Source organism: Allobosea sp. NPDC055594, from assembly GCF_053618995.1.
Genome location: NZ_JBSHIO010000006.1, coordinates 338,237 through 354,788 on the forward strand (window position 1 = coordinate 338,237; position 16,552 = coordinate 354,788).

Here is a 16,552-nt window from a genome sequence, read left to right on the forward strand (position 1 = left end):
AACCTGTGTTCTCTGAGGTCATGGCTCAGCGTCCGACGAAGGCCGGCTTCAGCTTGCGGGCGAAGGCGTCGCGACCGAGCCGATAATCCTCGGTGTCGAAGCAGGCATAGGCCTCGTCCTTCTCCGCCTCGCTCAGCGGCTCGCTCAGCCGCAGTCGCTGTATGAATTTCTTGTGCCAACGGTTGACGAGCGGGGCAGCGGCCGCGATGCGCGAGGCTGCGGCGAAGGCCTCCTCGGCGATATCGGCATCATCGGCGAGCCGTGTCACTAGCCCCTTGGCCAACGCCTCCTCCGCCCCGAACACTCGCCCTTCGATCAGCATTTCGAGCGCGGCCGCATGGCCGATCACGGCGGCGATGTCGGCCAGCTCGCGATAATCGAGCGTCAGGCCGATCCGGTTGATCGGCACGCCGAAGCGTGCCGAACGGGCGGCGATGCGGACATCGCACATCGCCGCGATCTCCAGGCCGCCCCCGACACAGACGCCCTCGATGCAGGCGACGGTCGGATGGCGCAGGTCCTTCAGCCGATCGGTCATCTCGAGCGTGAAATCGGCGTATTCGCGCGCCTGCTGGCGCCCGTCGCGATCCTCGCCGAAGCCGCCGATGTCGCTGCCGGCGCAGAAATGCCCGCCTGCCCCGCGCACGACGACGCAACGCACCCCGTCATCCGCCTCCAGCTCGGCGAAGGCCGCCCCGAAGGCGCGGTACATCTCCATGGTGAAGGCGTTCCGCTTGGCGGGGCGGTTGATCAGAACCGTCACCACGCCCTGGTCGTCGCGGCTGAGATCGATGCTCATGACGCGGTTTCCAGCAGCAGCTCAGTGCCGCGCAACACCGGCTGCCCGTCGAGCTCGAGCGTGGCATCGGTGAGGATGGTGTCGTAATGGGCGGCCGCCTTTACGGTGCCGCCGATATAGGCGCTGGTCCCGAGCGCGAGCTGGATCGAGCCATAGACGCTTTCATCTGAGAGCATGGTGCCGTCGAGGACGCATTTCGGGTTCATGCCGACGCCGAGCTCGCCGAGATTGTAGACCAGCGGGTCGTTGAAGCTCGCCAGCAGATCGCGGAACTGGCGCGCTTCCGCACCACCCTCGATCGCAACCGCCATGCCCTTTTGCATGTGGATCCGGACGGGCTCGCTGCCGATCAGCGAGACGCCCGGAATGCTGGCATTGACGACGATCACACCGTCGGCCGTGCCTTCGACCGGGGCCAGGCTGGCCTCGAGGCAGTAGCCCGCGGAAATGTCGACCGTGTTCGCGAAGCCGTGCAGCGCGCGGCCACGCCTGCCGGCGATGCTCATGGTCACGTCGGTGCCGGCGGGGCTGGTGACCCGCGCCGTCGAGGCGGCCGTGAAAGCCGCAGCCAGCGCCTCGATCTCCGGGCGGAGGCCGACGAAATCAGCCTCCCAGCCCTCGGCCAGGAAGAAATCGGGCTGATGCGATTCCGGCAGCACGATCACGCCCGTGCCGGCGCGCGTCGCCTCCTGACGTGCCTGGGTATGAGCGATGTTGGCGCGCGTCAGCCCGATGACCAGATCGGCAGCCTTCATCGCCTCCGCGGCGATGGTCGAGAGCTGGCGGCCATGGCGGGCCGAGCCCTCCACCTGCATGAGATGGATGGCCGCGCCGACCTCTGACAGGGCGATCGCCAGCGGCTCGACATTGTGGTCGGTGTAGAGATCGTAGAGGACCAGGACCTGGCTGTCCGGCCCGGCGGCGCCGAGCAGTTGCACGACCTTGCGGGCGTTGGCGAGTTTGAGCAGCGTGTTCATGGAAACCTCAGGCGCTCCTGGCGAGCGGCTTGTGGCGCGCCTCGACGAGCGCGATCGCCTCGCCCAGAATGTCGAGACCGCGTTCGAGCTGGTCATGTTCGAGCGAGAGCGGGCCGAGGAAGCGGATCACATTGCCGTGGAAGCCCGCCTTCACCAGGATCAGCCCCCTGCGATAGGCGGCATCGACGATCTCGGCCGCGATGTCGCCGGCCGGCTCCTGTGAGCGTCGGTCGCGCACGATCTCGATGGCGCGCATCGCTCCCAGTCCGCGAGCATCGCCTACGACGGCGTATTGCTGAGCCCAGGCGGCGAACCGTTGTTCGACGATCGCCCCGATGCGGCGTGCCTTCTCGCGATAGTCATCGCGCTCCATCACCGCGATGGTCGCGAGCGCAGCCGCGCAGGACAGCGGGTTGCCGCCATAGGTGCCGCCGAGGCCGCCGACCTTCGGCACGTCCATCAGATCGGCACGGCCCACCAGCGCGGCGATCGGCATGCCGCCGCCCATCGATTTGGCGAGGGTATAGAGATCGGCCTCGACGCCTGAATGCTCAGTCGCGAACCATTCACCGGTCCGGCAGAAGCCGGACTGGATCTCGTCCGCGATCAGGACGATGCCATGACGGGTGCAGTACTCGCGCAGCTTGCGGAGGAAGGAGGCCGGGGCGACGTGGAAGCCGCCCTCGCCCTGGATCGGCTCGATCACCACCGCCGCAACAGCTTCCGGCGAGACTTCCATCTCGATCTGGCGGGTGAATTCGGCGAAGGCGACGTCGGCGCAAGCCTCCTCGCTCTGCTGGGGCGAGCGGTAGAGGACCGGGAACGGCGCGCGATAAATTTCGGAGGCGAACGGCCCGAAGCCGCTCTTGTAGCCCGGCGCCTTCGCCGTCAGCGACAGCGCCATATAGGTGCGGCCGTGGAAGGCCCCCTCGAAGGCCACCACCGCCTGACGTCCGGTGGCACTGCGCGCGACCTTGATCGCGTTCTCGATCGCCTCGGCGCCGGTCGTCTGCAGCATGACCTTCTTCGGCCAGGCGCCAGGCACCAGCGAGATCAGCTTCTCGGCCAGCTCGATGTAGCCGGGATACATGACGATGTTGAAGCAGGTGTGCAGGAAGCGGTCGGCCTGCGCCTTCACGGCGGCGACCACTTCGGGATGGGCATGGCCGACATTGAGCGTGCCGATGCCGCCGGCGAAATCCAGGAACGCGTTGCCATCGACATCGTTGAGCCCGGCGCCCGACGCCGTGGCGGCGAAGACCGGCGGCCCATTGGCAACGCCGCGGGCCACCGCCGCATTGCGCCGCGCCAGCAGCGCACTCCCCTCCCGGCCGGGAACTTCCAGTTCTCGCTCGAGCGCCATGATGCCGTCTCCGCCTTCGTTCAGGTGGAGGCAACCTAGCTCTGTACATTTTCGTGTGTCAACTATGGTGCAATCTATTGTACAATATTTTGTCGACACGATTGATCTGACTGCCGCTTCCCTCTATGCCGGTGTCAGCAGAATTTGGGATCGCAGCAATGCCGAGGCAGAAGAGACAGCCCACGACGGTCGAGGCCGCCATCGTCGACATGCGCCGGAAAATCTCCTCGCGGGCGCTGAGCCCGGGGAGTCGCCTTCCTGAAGAGGACCTCGCCCAGGCCTACGACCTGCCGCGCGCCAAGGCGCGCGAGGTGCTCGCGACGCTCGAAGACCGCAACCTGATCACGCGCGAGCCCAACAAGGGCGCGGTGGTGAGCGCGGTCGACATGGAAACGACCTACCGCCTCTACGAGGTCCGGGAAGCGCTCGACGGGCTGGCGGTCCGGCTCGCGACGCTGAACACCAAGCCGTCCGACTGGGACGACGTCAGCGAGCTCTTCGGCCCATCCTTCGAGGAAAGCCTCAAGGCCGGCGACATCGACCGGCATGTCGAGGCGATCGAGACCTTCCGGGCCCGGATCACCGCCGCCGCGCGCAACCCCGTGCTGAGCGACCTGCTCGAGCGGGTCTATGACCGCACACGCGTCACCATCCGTCGCGTCGCCTTGCTGCCCGGCCGGGCTGCGATGGGCATCACGCAATACCGGGCCGTGCTCGAGGCGATCATCCGCGGCGACGCGGACGCGGCCGAACAACGCATACGCGAGCTCAACCGCAGCGCCCGTGACTATATCGAGCGCTACAAGGATTATGTGCTCTAGATCGCCGCGCGTCCGTTCGGACGCGGTTACGGCGATCTATCTCATTGTTGTCGCATCGGACCGCCCGGCGCCCGCGCCCGGCGGAGCTTCAGGGGGTTATCGCGACCTTGAGCACGCCGTCGCGCTGGTGCGAGAACAGATCATAGGCGTCCTTGATCCGCTCCAACGGGAAGCGATGCGTCACCAGCGGCGCGAGATCGACCCGGCCTGACGCGACGACGTCGACAAGGCGGCGCATCCGCTCCTTGCCGCCCGGGCACAGCGTTGTGACGATGCGATGATCCCCGAGCCCCGCGGCAAAAGCGCCGAGCGGGATGGTGAGATCGCCCGAGTAGACGCCGAGCGAGGACAACGTTCCGCCCGGACGCAGCACGCGCAGGGCCGCGGCGAAGGTCTCCTGCCGCCCGAGCGCCTCGATCGCGACATCGACGCCCCGCCCCTCGGTCAGCCGCATGATCTCCTCGACGGGATCGACCTGCGAAAAATCGACGATTTCGTCGGCGCCGAGCCGGCGCGCCACGGCTTGCCGCTCCGGGATGCTCTCCACAGCGATGATGCGTGTCGCGCCCATCAGGCGAGCGCCGGCGGTGGCGCACAGGCCGATCGGCCCCTGGGCGAAGACGGCGACGCAGTCGCCGATCCTGACGCCGCCGCGCTCGGCGCCGGAAAATCCGGTCGACATGATGTCAGGACACATCAGGACCTGCTCGTCGGTCAACACCGAGGGGACAGGCGCGAGATTGACCATCGCGTCCGGCACGAGGAGATACTCGGCCTGGGCGCCGTCGATGGTGTTGCCGAAGCGCCAGCCGCCCATGGCCTTGAAGCCGTGGCGCTCACCTGGCCCGTCCTGCGAGGAACAGCCGCACAGGCAGGCGGCACTGTGACCGGACGGCGTGATCGCGCCGGCGATCACGCGCTGCCCCTCCTGAAAGCCCCGCACCTCCGAGCCGAGCTTCTCGATCACGCCCACTGGCTCATGGCCGACCGTAAGGCCGCGCGCCACCGGATACTCGCCCTTGAGGATATGGATGTCGGTACCGCAGATCGTCGTCGTGGTGATGCGCAGCAGCGCGTCGAGCGGCCCGACATCCGGAATCGGCTTGTCTTCGAGCTCGATGCGGCCGGGCTCCGCGAACACGGCCGCGCACATCATCCTGGATCGGGCTGGCCGCTTCCCGTTCGTCCCTGGCTGCGATGCCGAGCGCTCTGACGACATGATCATCCTCCGAAGCCACAGCTGAATGTCCCGACGATAGCCTGTCCGAAATGCCGCCCCTTGCCTTTGATTCAACGCAAGCCGTCACTCTCCATCCGCTGCTTGACGAGGATCAATGCACCGCACACCTTTCCGGCGCGGACTGGCCCGAGAGGCGCGGCCCTATCGATGCGGAGGCGAGCATGAACAACGCCACAGAAACTCCGGCAACAATGGTCGCGGCGCCCGCGAATCACGGTGCCGCCTATCGGGACATCGCAGTCCATCTCGACGGCTCGCCGGAAGACGAATTTCGCCTGGCACATGCGGAGGCGCTGATCGGGCAGCGATCCGCGCGCATCACCGGCATCTTCACCAATCCCCTGCCCGACCCGGCGTTGTTCGCCGGCGATTTCGGCGTCACCGCCATCGGGCAACTGGTGGAAGCCGCCACCGAGGAGGGCAACACCGGCGAGAAGCGATTGCGGCAAAGGCTGGCGCGCCTCGGCCCGGCTCACGAGTTGCGCCGCGTGGAGGCTTTCCCTGGCACCCTGGAACGCGCCGTCGCCAGCGAAGCGCGCTGGAACGATCTGTTTCTCGCGACATGCCCACGGGACGAGGACACGACGCGCTGGCGCTCCTTGATCGAGACCGTCATGTTCGACGGCGGCAGGGGGCTCTACCTGCTCCCGCCGAAGGTCGCGCCGCGCTCCGCGATCCGAACCGTCCTGATCGCCTGGACCGATACAAGGCAGAGCGCCCGCGCAGTGGCCGAGGCCATGCCGCTGATCGCTCGGGCGACCCAGGTCCAAATCGTCACCGTCGCGGAAGAAGCGCATGGCCGGATGGGCGGTGCCGAGATCCTGGCCGACATCACCGCCCATCTCGCCCGTCACGACATCGCGGCAACCGCAGCCGCGCTGAGCGCTCAGGCGCTCGTTTCGGATGCCATTCTCGGCGAGGCGGAAAGAATTTCCGCAGATCTGATCGTGGCCGGCGCCTATGGTCATTCCCGCTTCCGCGAATGGATCCTCGGCGGGGTGACCGAGGAGCTGCTGGCGAACGCGAGCGTTCCGCTGCTTTTCGCCCATTGATCGCAGGCGCGACCCGTCAGATTTAGCGGGAGACAGCGATGGATGCCGCCGACCAGGACAGCGCCGGCCCCGTGAGCGAGTTCGCGCTGCGCGTCCGGGACCTGCGCGTCGTCCTGGATGACAAGACCATTCTGGACGGGCTCGACCTCGACATAAGGCGAGGCGAAATCCTCGGCGTCATCGGCGCGTCCGGCTCAGGAAAATCGGTCCTGGCGCGCACGATTCTCGGATTGCTGCCCAAGGCGGGCGGCGTCATCGAAATGTTCGGCCAGGATCTCGACGCCATCACCCAGGAGCAAAGGCGCGCGCTCGAGCAGCGCTGCGGCGTGATGTTCCAGCATGGTGCGCTGTTTTCGTCTCTGACCATCGCGGAGAACATCCAGCTGCCGATGCGGGAGCTGCTGCATCTGTCGCCGGCCCTGATGACCGAGATGGCGATGCTGAAGCTCGAGATGGTGGGACTTCCGGGCGACGCGGCGGAAAAGTACCCCGCCCAGCTTTCGGGCGGCATGACCAAGCGCGCTGCATTGGCGCGGGCCCTCGCGCTCGATCCCGAAGTGCTCTTCCTCGACGAGCCGACCTCCGGCCTCGACCCGATCGCGGCCGATTCCTTCGACCAGCTCCTGCTGACCCTGAAGGCGAGCCTGAACCTGACAGTGATGATGATCACGCATGATCTGAGCAGCCTGCATGCGACCTGCGACAGGATCGCGGCCATCGCGCGCGGCAAGGTGATCGCGATCGGCACGCTGCGCGACCTGCTCGCCCATGACGATCCCTGGCTCAGAGGCTATTTCGCCGGCGAGCGGGGTCGGACGATCTTCGCGAACGAGCTCCCGGCGCGCGCCGATCGAACCAATGCGGAACCGGGATCGGGATAGCCCTGCACCCGCCCCTTGCAAACGCGGAATGTCGGGCAGCAGCTCGAGTCAAGCCTCAACACCGCCCTTCCGGACGAGCGATTCGCAAGCGCTGGAAAATGATGGCGGAGACGGAGGGATTCTCCACCGATTTTCGCCTAAGCGCCTCGCGGTCAACACGTTTCCCGCTTCTTCCGCAGAATTCGTGTGACAGATCCGTGTGCCTGAATGAAGCGTCGCAGCTTCAACATTGCTCCGTCAAGTCGGCGGTGCCATCTCCCATTTTGAGGTGAGACATCGGGCGAAAACCTTGACTGGCCTGCTGCCGGTTAGCGCAGAACCCATTGCGCCATCTGCGAACATTGGGACATTGCCCAGAAGCGGACCGTCAACTAGCGGCATCAAATTCCGCTCTGTTCGGCGGCACAAATGCGCCTGCGAACGGCCCATCAGAACAGGCGGCCGATTCTCACTCGAAGCGGGCTTCGCATGTACTCGGTCGGCTCCGCGCGTTCGACCAGCTTCAGCAGCACTTCGGTGCCTGACACGATCTTGCCGAAAGCTGCAAATCCCGCACCGTCGGGATTGCGTCCACCGCCCTCGTCGAGTTCCGGTTGCGCTCCGATGCAGATGAAGAAGCCGTGGCCGCCGCTGCCGGGCGCGTTGCGCGCAAGCGACAGCGTTCCGGCGAGATGGCGAAGCCGCGTCTGCGAGGTCGGTTCATGCGGCACTGGCGGCAGCGGCGGCGCGCGGTTCTCTTGCGGCCCGGGGGAGCCGAACTGGATCACCTCGATCGGGTGCAGCGTCCCGGCCGCCTGGTTCGCTAGCGTCACGATCCGGTAGATCGTCGCATCGTCCAGATGGCCGCCATCGACATAGGCGAGGAAATTGGCGGCAGTCAGCGGCGCGCGCGCTTCGTCTATGCCGAGGATAATCATGCCATCCTCGGTTTCGAGACGGATCCGCGCCAGCTTGTTCTGCGCCATCCCGGTCGATCTCAAGCCGCCGGCGCCAGCGGGCGGCGCCGGCGCGGGCTGTAGGGCGTCATGCGCGGCACGGCGCGCAGCAGGTCCCTGGTGTAGTCCTCGCGCGGCTCCTCGAATATCCGCTCGGTCTCGCCCTCTTCGACGAGGCGTCCACCCTGCATGATCGCGACGCGGTCGGCGAACTGCCGGACGGTGCCCATGTCATGCGAGATGAACAGATAGGTCAGGCCGCGCTCCGCCTGCAGATCGGCGAGCAGGTTGAGCACCTGAGCGCGCACCGAGACGTCGAGCGCCGAGACCGCTTCGTCAGCGATGATGAAATGCGGCGACAGGGCTAGTGCGCGGGCGATGGCGATACGCTGGCGCTGCCCGCCAGAGAACTGGTGCGGATAGCGCTCGGCGTGTTCGGCCTTGAGGCCGACGCGCTCCAGCAGTTCCCCGGCCAGGGCATGGCGCGCCTCTGCCGGCATCAGGCCGTGGATCGCGGGCCCGTCGCCGATCGCATCGCCGATGCGCCGCCGCGGATTGAGCGAGGCGTAAGGGTCCTGGAAGATGGTCTGGACCTCGCGACGAAAGCGCAGCAGGTCGTCGCCCGCAAGGTCGCCAATGTCCCGGCCCGCATAGAGGATGCGGCCGGATGTCGGCTGGTCCAGCCTGGCGGCGCAGCGGCCGAGCGTGCTCTTGCCCGAACCGGATTCGCCGATGATCGCCAGCGTCTGGCCGGCCGGCACCGTCAGGCTGACGCCGCCGACGGCATGGACGGTCTCGAGCGGGCGTCCCGTCCATGAGCGCCTCGTGACGAAGTCGCGACGCAGATCACTGATCTCGAGAAGGGGTTCGCCGGGAATCGCCGCCGCTGAAGCGGCCTGGGTAGCGGGCGCAGCGACCGCCGCGGCAACGTGCGTGCCGGCCCGAGCCATGTCGCCCTGGCCCGACTCGGCCAGCGTCACGAAGCGGCGGCCCGCGACGCGCGGCGCATCGACATCGGGTGCGGCCGCCAGCAGCGCCTTGGTATAGGGATGCTCCGGCGCCGAGAATATCTGCGCGACGCCCCCCTGCTCGACCACCTTGCCGCGATAGAGCACGACCACACGGTCGGCGATCTCGGCGACCACGCCGAGATCGTGGGTGACGAACAGCAGCGCCGAACCGAGTTCCGCCTGCATCTCGAACAGCAGGTCGAGAACCTGCGCCTGGACCGTGACGTCCAGGGCCGTGGTCGGCTCGTCCGCGATGATCAGAGCCGGCTGGAGCGCGCAGGCGATGGCGATCATCACGCGCTGGCGCATGCCGCCGGACAGCTGATGCGGATAGGCCCTGGCCCGCGCCGCCGGGTTGCGGATGCCGACCCGCTCCAGCAGCGCGACCGCCCGCTCCGCGGCGGCCTTGGGAGGCAGCCCGGTATGGATGCGCAGCACCTCGGCGATCTGGTCGCCGACGCGCCGGGCCGGGTTCAGCGCCGTCATCGGCTCCTGGAAGATCATCGCGATCTGTGCGCCGCGGAGCCGGTTCATCTCCGCTTCCGGCAGGGCGAAAAGGTCACGGCCCTGGAAGGCGACGTGGCCGTCAACCTTGCCGGGCGGCTCGATCAGCCGCATCAGCGAGAGTCCGGTCACCGACTTGCCGGAGCCGGATTCACCGACGAGACAGACGACCTCGCCGCGGCGGATGTCGAAGCTGACGTCGTCGACCGCGCGCACCGGCCCGCCCGGCGTCGCGAACTCCGTGATCAGCCCGCGGACCGAGAGCAGCGCGGCCTCGTCCTTGACGGCTCCGCTCATCGTTGCAGCTCCGGGTTAAGCCGGTCCTGCAGCCAGTCGCCGACGATGTTGATGGCGAGGACCGTCACGAACAGCGCCAAGCTGGGCACGAGCACGGGCGATGAATTGATGAAGATGTAGTTCTTGAGCGTCCCGACCATCTGGCCCCAGGACGGCGTCGGCGGCTGCACGCCGAGCCCGAGGAAGCTCAACCCCGCCTCCATCAGCATGGCGAAGGAGAAGGTCAGCGAGGCCTGGACGGCGATGACCGAGCGCATGTTCGGCAGGATCTCGCGGCGGATCAGCCAGAGCCGGCTGGCGCCGAGCGAGCGGGCGGCCAGCACATGGTCGCGCGCCCGGATACTGCGCGCCATGCCGTAAGAGACGCGGGCGAATTGCGGGCAGTAGAGCAGGCCGATCGTGCCGATCAGCGCCGGCAGGCTGCCGCCGAGAAAGGCCAGCACGACGATCGCGACGAAGATCTCGGGCAGGGAGACGAAGACGTCGACGACGCGCATCGCCGCTCCTTCTGCCCGCGGGCCGAGAAAGGCGATACCGATGCCGAGCGGCACGCCTATGCCGCCGGCGAGCAGGACCGCCGCGGCCGCGACCGCAAGCGAGACGCGTCCGCCATAGGCCAGGCGCGAGAACAGGTCGCGGCCGAGCTCGTCGGTGCCGAACCAGTGTGCCGCGCTCGGCGAGGCCAGGATGTTCAAAGGGTCGATCGCCAGCGGGTCGGCGAGGCCGATCACGGGGGCAAGAAGGGCGGCGGCGACAACGATCGCGAGCACCAGCATGGCGAGGCGGGTGGCGATATCCGTTGTTCTGACCAAGGCTGCGACGGCCGTCATGCGCTCACCCTCCATTTGTTCCGGCGCGCGGATCGACGAGGCCCTGTGCGAGGTCGATCAGCAGGCTGATGAGGATGAAGATCGCGAAGATCGCGAGCAGGCTGCCCTGCATCAGCGGGTAGTCGCGGGCGAAGGAGGCGCTGACGAGGAGCGAGCTGAGTCCGGGCCAGTCGAACAATGCCTCGACGATCACGGTGCCGCCGAGCAGGTTGCCGGCGCGGATGCCGATGATCGCGATGACCGGCACGAGCGCGTTCGGCAAGGCGTGGCGCGTCATCGCCTTGCCGCGCGAAAGGCCCTTGGCGCGGGCGAGCCGGACATAGTCCTTGGCCATGCTGTCGATCAGGCTGGCGCGCGTCATGCGCGCGACCACGCCCATGAAGTTGATGCCGATGGCCAGCGAGGGCAGCACGAGGCAGGACAGGTGCAGCAGCGGGCCCTCAGCGAAGGCGACATAGCCGGAGGATGGCAGCAGATCGAGCCAAAGGCTGAAGATCAGCACCAGCAGGATGCCGGAGACGAAGACCGGAGCGGAGAAACCTGCGACCGCAATCACCGAGGCGGCCATGCCCGGCAGTTTGCCGCGGTCCCGGGCCGCCAGCACGCCGAGCGGCAGGCCGAGCACGACGGCGACCAGGAGCCCGCCGCCAATCAGCTCCAGGCTGCGCGGGATGCGCCGCAGCAACTCGTCGAGCACCGGCTCGCCATTGCGCAGCGAGCGGCCGAGATCACCCTGGAACAGGCCGCCCGCCCAGCTCAGGAACTGCGAAATCAGCGGCCGGTCGATGCCGAGCTCGCGGGTCATCCGCGCGACCGCCTCCGGATCGCTGCCCGCCTGCTCGCCGAGCAGCATCACCACCGGATCGCCCGGCAGCAGATGGATGGAAGCGAACACGACGATGCTCGCGAGAACCAGCGTCAGAAGGGCCGAGGCCAGTCTGCTTCCGATGAACTTCGACATACCTCACCCGATCGCGGGGCTGCCGCCGGCCGGCGGCCTCGACCTTTACGTCTTCTCATGCCGGCATCGGGGACCCCGATGCCGGATGGCGGCTTCAGGCCTAGCCCTAGTCGATCCACATCGTCGGCAAGGAGATGCCGGTGCTGCTCTCGTTGAGGGCGCCGGAGAGATGCCGGTAGCCCTTGACGTTGCGCCGATAGGCCTGGGCCTGTTCGCGATAGTTCACGAACACCCAGGGGCTGGTCTCCAGCAGCCGTTCCTCCACCTTCGCGTAGATGGCCTTGCGCTTGGCCTCCTCGGTGGTCGCGCGACCTTCGGCCAGGAGCTTCTCCAGCGCCTCGTCGCGATAGCCTATCGGCTTGGCCCAATAGGTCGAATCCGCCCCGAAGTAATACGCGTACGCGTCCGGGTCGGGCAGCTTCATCGAGACGCCATAGAGCATGGCGTCGTAATTGGCCGCGTTCTTCCGCTCCATCAGGTTGGCCCACTCGACCAGGCGGATGTTCACGGTGACGCCGATCTCCTTGAGGTTCGCCTGGATGACCTGCGCGGTCGTCGTGTAGATTCCGAGCCCCTGGAAGACGATCAACTCGATCTCCAGGCCCTTGTCGTGGCCGGCCTGCGCCAACAGCGCCTTAGCCTTGGCCGGGTCGCGCCTGAAGCGACCGTCCAGCTCCTTGTTATAGAAGGAGGAATCGGAAGGCGTCGGCGGTCCGTAGATGGGCGAACCGTGGCCGAAGAAGGCAGCCTTCGAGATCGCCTCCCGGTCTACCGCACAGGCGATGGCCTGCCGGACCTTCGGGTCATCGAAGGGCTTGCGGGTCGCGTTGAACCAGATGTTCATGAAGGCGCCGCCGCTGGAATCGACCTTGAAGTTCGGCATGCGGCCGAGCATGTCGATGTCCTTCCAGGGCACGAAGTCGATCATGTCGAGCGAGCCGCTGCGCAATGCGTTGACGCGCGCGTCGTCGCTCTTGATCATCCGCACCTCGACGCCGTTGAGATAGGGCTCGCCGGAGACGAAATACGCCGGATTCTTCTCCAGGACGGCACGCACCGAAGGCTCGTACTGCTTGAGCAGGAAGGGGCCGGTGCCGTTGGCGGAGGCCTTCACATTGGCGCCGCCCTCGATCCATTTGCGCGAGACGATGGCCGCCTCCGGCAGTGCCAGCACCGAGAGCAGCGTGGCATCCGGTTGCGGCTTCTCGACCTTGACGGTCCTGGCGTCGACGACCGTGACGGTGGCGCCGAGAAGATTGGTGCGCAGCGTCGCCGCCGTCTTCTCGTCGATGATGCGGTCGAGCGAGAACTTGACGTCCTCGGCGGTCACCGGCGAGCCGTCGTGGAAGGTCGTCCCGGCCCGGAGGTGGAACAGGATGGTCTTCGAATCCGGCTGTTCCCAGCGCTCGGCGAGGCGCGGCACGACAGCGCCCTTGGCATCGTAACCGACGAGCGGGCTGTACAGTGCCTCGATCAGCACGCGCCAGGCATTGCCGCCATAGACATGCGGGTCGAGATTCGTCACCTCGGTGACCGTACCGTAGCGCAGCGTGCCGCCCTTCTTGGGCGCCTGCGCGAAGGCAGAGCCGTGCATCAGGCCGAATGCGGCGGCGCCCAGCGCGGCCTGCGAGAACGTGCGGCGGGAGATAGTCATGCTGATTCCCCTGTTCTGGTTGTTTCAGGCCGCCGGCAGCGCCGCCACGAAGCGGTCGATCTCGGCAATGTCGTTGTAGTAGGAGGGCGAGATGCGCATCCGTCCGCCGCGCATGGCGAGGTCGACGCCGGCCTGCTTGAGCCTGGCTTCGATTTCTTCACCCGGCCGCGTCGGATGTCGGAAGGAGAGATTGCCGGAACGCTCGCCCTCGTCGAACGGGCTCACGATCTCGTAGCCGCGCCGGCGCAGCGCCTCCGCCGCATAGGCATTCAGCCCCAGGATATGGCGCTCGATCGCAGCCGGCGTCAGCTGCAGCTGCAGGCGAACCGCGGCATCGAGCCCCCAGATGCCCGGGAAATTCACCAACGCTTCCTCGAAGCGTCCGGCGTCCGGACGGTAGCTCAGCTCATAGTCCATATGGGCTTCATGCTTGCCGACGCTGTGATAGCCGACGCTCGGCGGGTCGAGCAGATCAAGGGCGTCGCGGCGGCAATAGAACAAGCCGGTCCCGATCGGCGCCAGCATCCACTTGTGCCCGCCGACGGACATGAAGTGCACGCCGAGGCGCTCGACATCGATGGCGAGAACGCCGGCCCACTGGATCGCGTCGAGGTTCAGCAGCACGCCCTTCTCATGGCAGAGCGCGGCGGTCGCCTCGAGATCGTGCCGGAAGCCGTTCGAGAACTGCACGGCGCTGATCGAGACCAGGCGGGTGCGATCGTCGATCAGGGCGCGGATGTCGTCGACGAGGATGCGCCCGCCGCGGTTCTTGACCCAGCGGATCGAGACGCCGCGCTTGGCGAGCTTCATCCAGCAATAGACGTTCGAAGGGTACTCGATGTCCGGCAGGATGAGGTTGTCGCCATCCTTCCAGTCGAGCCCGTTGGCGACGTTGACCAGGCCTTCCGTAGTGTTCTTGACGAAGGCGATCTCCGAGCGCTTCGCGCCGATCAGCCGGGCGAGGCGGTCCTTGATCGCGGTGTCGGCATGTTCGCACCAGCGCGGATAATCGTTGCGGCCATTGTCGCGGACATTCGCCAGGAAGCGCTCGACGGCGCCGATCACCGGCAGCGAATGGCCGCCGATCGAGGCGTTGTTCAGATAGCAGCGCTTCTGCTTGATCGGGAACAGGCTGCCGACGGTGGCCAGCGTCTGCGCACCGATCCCGTCAGGGTCGTCAGCGAAGAGATCGGTCTCCGGAAAGGAAGCCGCAGTCGGCGCCAAGCTAGTCACGCTCAAGTCTCCTCTCGACGGAACGGTGCGGTTCGCGGGAGCACGGGTCACAGTTCCATCTGTTCGTAACGGCGGTGCGCGGTCGGCCTCGGTGCCGGGTCCTCGCTGATCGCGATGATCTCGCAGGGGTAGCTCGCGGGCGCGGCGTCGCCCGCGCGCCAGAGCCAGCAATGGTTCTCCGGCAGGCCGTTGACGGCGACGACCTTGTGGCCGCCGGCGGCGTCGATCGCATAGATCGTCACCCGGCCGATCAGGCCGCCCTTGAGCGCGCGCATGTCCTCGACAGCCTCGAGGACCGCGTCTTCGACGCTCATGCCCATCTTCATGTAGAGCACGACGGCGCGCGAGGTTCCGGCGCGGATGCTCATCTCGCCGACCACGGTACAGGCGCAGGCGCCGTAACGGCTGTCGGCATAGGAGCCGGCGCCGATGATCGGGCTGTCGCCGAGCCGGCCAGCAGTTCGTGAGGCAACCTCTCGAGCATCTGCCGCGCGATGCTGACGGGATGCAGATAGCCGGTCAGCGCGCCGACGGCCCCGGTCCGCAAGCTGGTGCCGTCCATGACCGAGGCATCGAGCTCGACCTCGCCGAGCAGGCTCGGCCAGCCGCCCCGACCCACGGTGCGGACCTCCTGGCTCGCCTCGACCAGGCGGATGCCGGCCTCGATTGCATCCAATGCCGTACGGTAGCCGCCGAGCGCTTCTGCGGTAGCTGTGATGCCGCAGGCTCCCTCGTTGTTGCTGATGGCGATCACTGGCAGGTCCGGGCGCTTGAGCATTGAATGCAATTTTTATTACGCCGGCGCGCGAGATCGCGCAATAGGTTGGATGCATCGCAATTCCGTCGACCAAAACGGCGCGAATTCAGCGATTAATCTGGATATAATCCCGGGCAGATGATACAAACACGCTTCCGTCGATTGAATTCAAACGATCGTCGGGGCAGCAATCGCGCCGGATCGGCGCTAGCAGTGTGCTCGGAAATGTCGGAAACCACCGTTTCAAAACGCGCGCCGAAGCTGCTGCGGCAGACGTCCACCGGGCGCGTCGCCGCCATGCTGCGTGATCAGATCCTTTCGGGAGCCTTGCCCGAAGGAATGCAGCTCCGGCAGGAGAAGCTGGCGGCGGAGCTGGGCGTTAGCCGCGTTCCGATTCGGGAAGCCTTGCACCAGCTCGAGGCAGAAGGCCTCGTCACGCTGGAATCGCACAAGGGCGCCGTCGTCTCGGGCCTCTCGATCGACGATCTCGAAGAGGTCTACGAAATCCGTGCCCGCCTCGAGACCTGGCTGCTCGAGCTTTCGATGCCATTGCTCACGCAGCAGGATTACGCACGGGCCGAAGCGTTGCTGGCCACCATGGCTGAGGACCAGCAGGACGAGCACTGGTCGAGCCTGAACTGGAGTTTCCACTCGACGCTCTACGCGCCGGCGAACCGGCCGCAGACGCTCGAACTGATCCGCAAACTCTATCTCAATGCATATCGCCATTTCCCGCTGCCGATCCGGCTGACGGGCGGGCGCGACCGGATGCATCGCGAGCATGAGTTTCTGCTCAAGCTGTGCCGGGAAGGCGACGTCCAGCGCGCTAAGGACCACCTGGAACAGCACATCTTGATGGGCGCGCGCCAGCTGATCAGCCGGCTCAAGGCCATGCGCCGCCGCGATGCGGATTATTCATGATTGCCTCGTTATCAGCAGCTCAGTAGCGAGAGATCCGCCGCGATATTTTCAAGCAGAGTCGTTGTCGCAAGCCGCAATAGCGCCCCCTACGATCAGCCTTCCCGCGCGAGTATCTATCGCACCGTGCGGTAAGGAGCTGTGATGACATCGGGCACTGACCGTGACGCTGGTCACATACTCTGAACAGGCTCGACCAACAGGTAGAGGGCAAGGTGCGCCAGCGGACTAAGCCGCTCTCGCGGCAGGGCGCTGCGGCACGGTCATCGCTGAGATTTCGCCTGTGAGGCGCTGCATCCGAGGATTTCGGGGTCGTTTCC

Annotated in this window: 16 protein-coding genes; 4 read left to right on the top strand and 12 right to left on the bottom strand. The window is 66.7% G+C overall.

Annotated elements, in window-relative coordinates; translation table 11 throughout:
• Nucleotides 1-25: 25 nt before the first annotated feature.
• The 3 genes from ACWGRX_RS15140 to gabT are packed head-to-tail and all read right to left on the bottom strand — an operon-like array spanning nucleotide 26 to nucleotide 3,139.
• On the bottom strand, nucleotides 26-799 hold the full coding sequence (locus tag ACWGRX_RS15140; protein WP_452118201.1) for an enoyl-CoA hydratase/isomerase family protein: 774 nt from the start codon (nucleotides 797-799) through the stop codon (nucleotides 26-28).
• A complete protein-coding gene (locus ACWGRX_RS15145; RefSeq protein ID WP_452118202.1) occupies nucleotides 796-1,776 on the bottom strand; it encodes an aminopeptidase in 981 nt (326 codons plus the stop codon). Before ACWGRX_RS15145 ends, ACWGRX_RS15140 begins: the two co-directional genes overlap by 4 nt.
• A gap of 7 nt (nucleotides 1,777-1,783) precedes the next feature.
• Complete coding sequence (gene gabT, locus ACWGRX_RS15150; protein WP_452118203.1) at nucleotides 1,784-3,139, bottom strand: 4-aminobutyrate--2-oxoglutarate transaminase; 1,356 nt, start codon at nucleotides 3,137-3,139, stop codon at nucleotides 1,784-1,786.
• A 158-nt stretch (nucleotides 3,140-3,297) separates the two neighbouring features.
• Between gabT and ACWGRX_RS15155 the strand changes: the two genes are divergently transcribed.
• Nucleotides 3,298-3,960 carry a GntR family transcriptional regulator gene (locus ACWGRX_RS15155; protein ID WP_291636631.1) on the top strand — a complete coding sequence of 221 codons (663 nt, stop codon included), beginning with the start codon at nucleotides 3,298-3,300 and terminating at the stop codon, nucleotides 3,958-3,960.
• An 88-nt stretch (nucleotides 3,961-4,048) separates the two neighbouring features.
• Here ACWGRX_RS15155 and ACWGRX_RS15160 read toward each other — a convergent pair whose 3' ends face one another.
• Nucleotides 4,049-5,113, bottom strand: coding sequence for an NAD(P)-dependent alcohol dehydrogenase (locus tag ACWGRX_RS15160; RefSeq protein ID WP_452118204.1), 1,065 nt, complete (start codon nucleotides 5,111-5,113; stop codon nucleotides 4,049-4,051).
• A 116-nt stretch (nucleotides 5,114-5,229) separates the two neighbouring features.
• On the opposite strand from ACWGRX_RS15160, the gene ACWGRX_RS15165 reads away from it, so the two are divergent.
• Nucleotides 5,230-6,252 (top strand): universal stress protein, encoded by a 1,023-nt coding sequence (locus ACWGRX_RS15165; RefSeq protein WP_452118205.1) that lies wholly within the window; start codon nucleotides 5,230-5,232, stop codon nucleotides 6,250-6,252.
• Between the two features lie 38 nt (nucleotides 6,253-6,290).
• Nucleotides 6,291-7,133 (top strand): ABC transporter ATP-binding protein, encoded by an 843-nt coding sequence (locus ACWGRX_RS15170; protein ID WP_452118206.1) that lies wholly within the window; start codon nucleotides 6,291-6,293, stop codon nucleotides 7,131-7,133.
• Between the two features lie 428 nt (nucleotides 7,134-7,561).
• Here ACWGRX_RS15170 and ACWGRX_RS15175 read toward each other — a convergent pair whose 3' ends face one another.
• From ACWGRX_RS15175 to ACWGRX_RS15210, 8 genes are all read right to left on the bottom strand, one after another.
• Nucleotides 7,562-8,098 carry a peptidylprolyl isomerase gene (locus ACWGRX_RS15175; protein WP_452118207.1) on the bottom strand — a complete coding sequence of 179 codons (537 nt, stop codon included), beginning with the start codon at nucleotides 8,096-8,098 and terminating at the stop codon, nucleotides 7,562-7,564.
• 11 nt (nucleotides 8,099-8,109) lie between these two features.
• A complete protein-coding gene (locus tag ACWGRX_RS15180) occupies nucleotides 8,110-9,879 on the bottom strand; it encodes an ABC transporter ATP-binding protein (protein WP_452118208.1) in 1,770 nt (589 codons plus the stop codon).
• Complete coding sequence (locus ACWGRX_RS15185) at nucleotides 9,876-10,709, bottom strand: ABC transporter permease (protein ID WP_452118209.1); 834 nt, start codon at nucleotides 10,707-10,709, stop codon at nucleotides 9,876-9,878. The genes ACWGRX_RS15180 and ACWGRX_RS15185 overlap by 4 nt, the downstream gene beginning before the upstream one ends.
• Before the next feature lie 4 nt (nucleotides 10,710-10,713).
• Entirely contained in the window at nucleotides 10,714-11,670 is a 957-nt protein-coding gene (locus tag ACWGRX_RS15190; protein WP_452118210.1) for an ABC transporter permease, read from the bottom strand.
• A gap of 106 nt (nucleotides 11,671-11,776) precedes the next feature.
• On the bottom strand, nucleotides 11,777-13,324 hold the full coding sequence (locus ACWGRX_RS15195) for an ABC transporter substrate-binding protein (protein ID WP_452118211.1): 1,548 nt from the start codon (nucleotides 13,322-13,324) through the stop codon (nucleotides 11,777-11,779).
• A gap of 24 nt (nucleotides 13,325-13,348) precedes the next feature.
• Nucleotides 13,349-14,557: an aminotransferase class V-fold PLP-dependent enzyme gene (locus ACWGRX_RS15200; protein WP_452118212.1), complete on the bottom strand. Its 1,209-nt coding sequence runs from the start codon at nucleotides 14,555-14,557 to the stop codon at nucleotides 13,349-13,351.
• Nucleotides 14,558-14,604: 47 nt separating this feature from the next.
• Nucleotides 14,605-14,937, bottom strand: a complete 333-nt coding sequence (locus ACWGRX_RS15205; protein WP_452118213.1) for a hypothetical protein — start codon at nucleotides 14,935-14,937, stop codon at nucleotides 14,605-14,607.
• Nucleotides 14,922-15,335, bottom strand: coding sequence for an isoaspartyl peptidase/L-asparaginase (locus ACWGRX_RS15210; RefSeq protein WP_452118214.1), 414 nt, complete (start codon nucleotides 15,333-15,335; stop codon nucleotides 14,922-14,924). Before ACWGRX_RS15210 ends, ACWGRX_RS15205 begins: the two co-directional genes overlap by 16 nt.
• A 204-nt stretch (nucleotides 15,336-15,539) precedes the next feature.
• Here ACWGRX_RS15210 and ACWGRX_RS15215 point away from each other — a divergent pair, with 204 nt between their 5' ends.
• Complete coding sequence (locus ACWGRX_RS15215; protein ID WP_452118215.1) at nucleotides 15,540-16,235, top strand: GntR family transcriptional regulator; 696 nt, start codon at nucleotides 15,540-15,542, stop codon at nucleotides 16,233-16,235.
• Nucleotides 16,236-16,552: the final 317 nt, after the last annotated feature.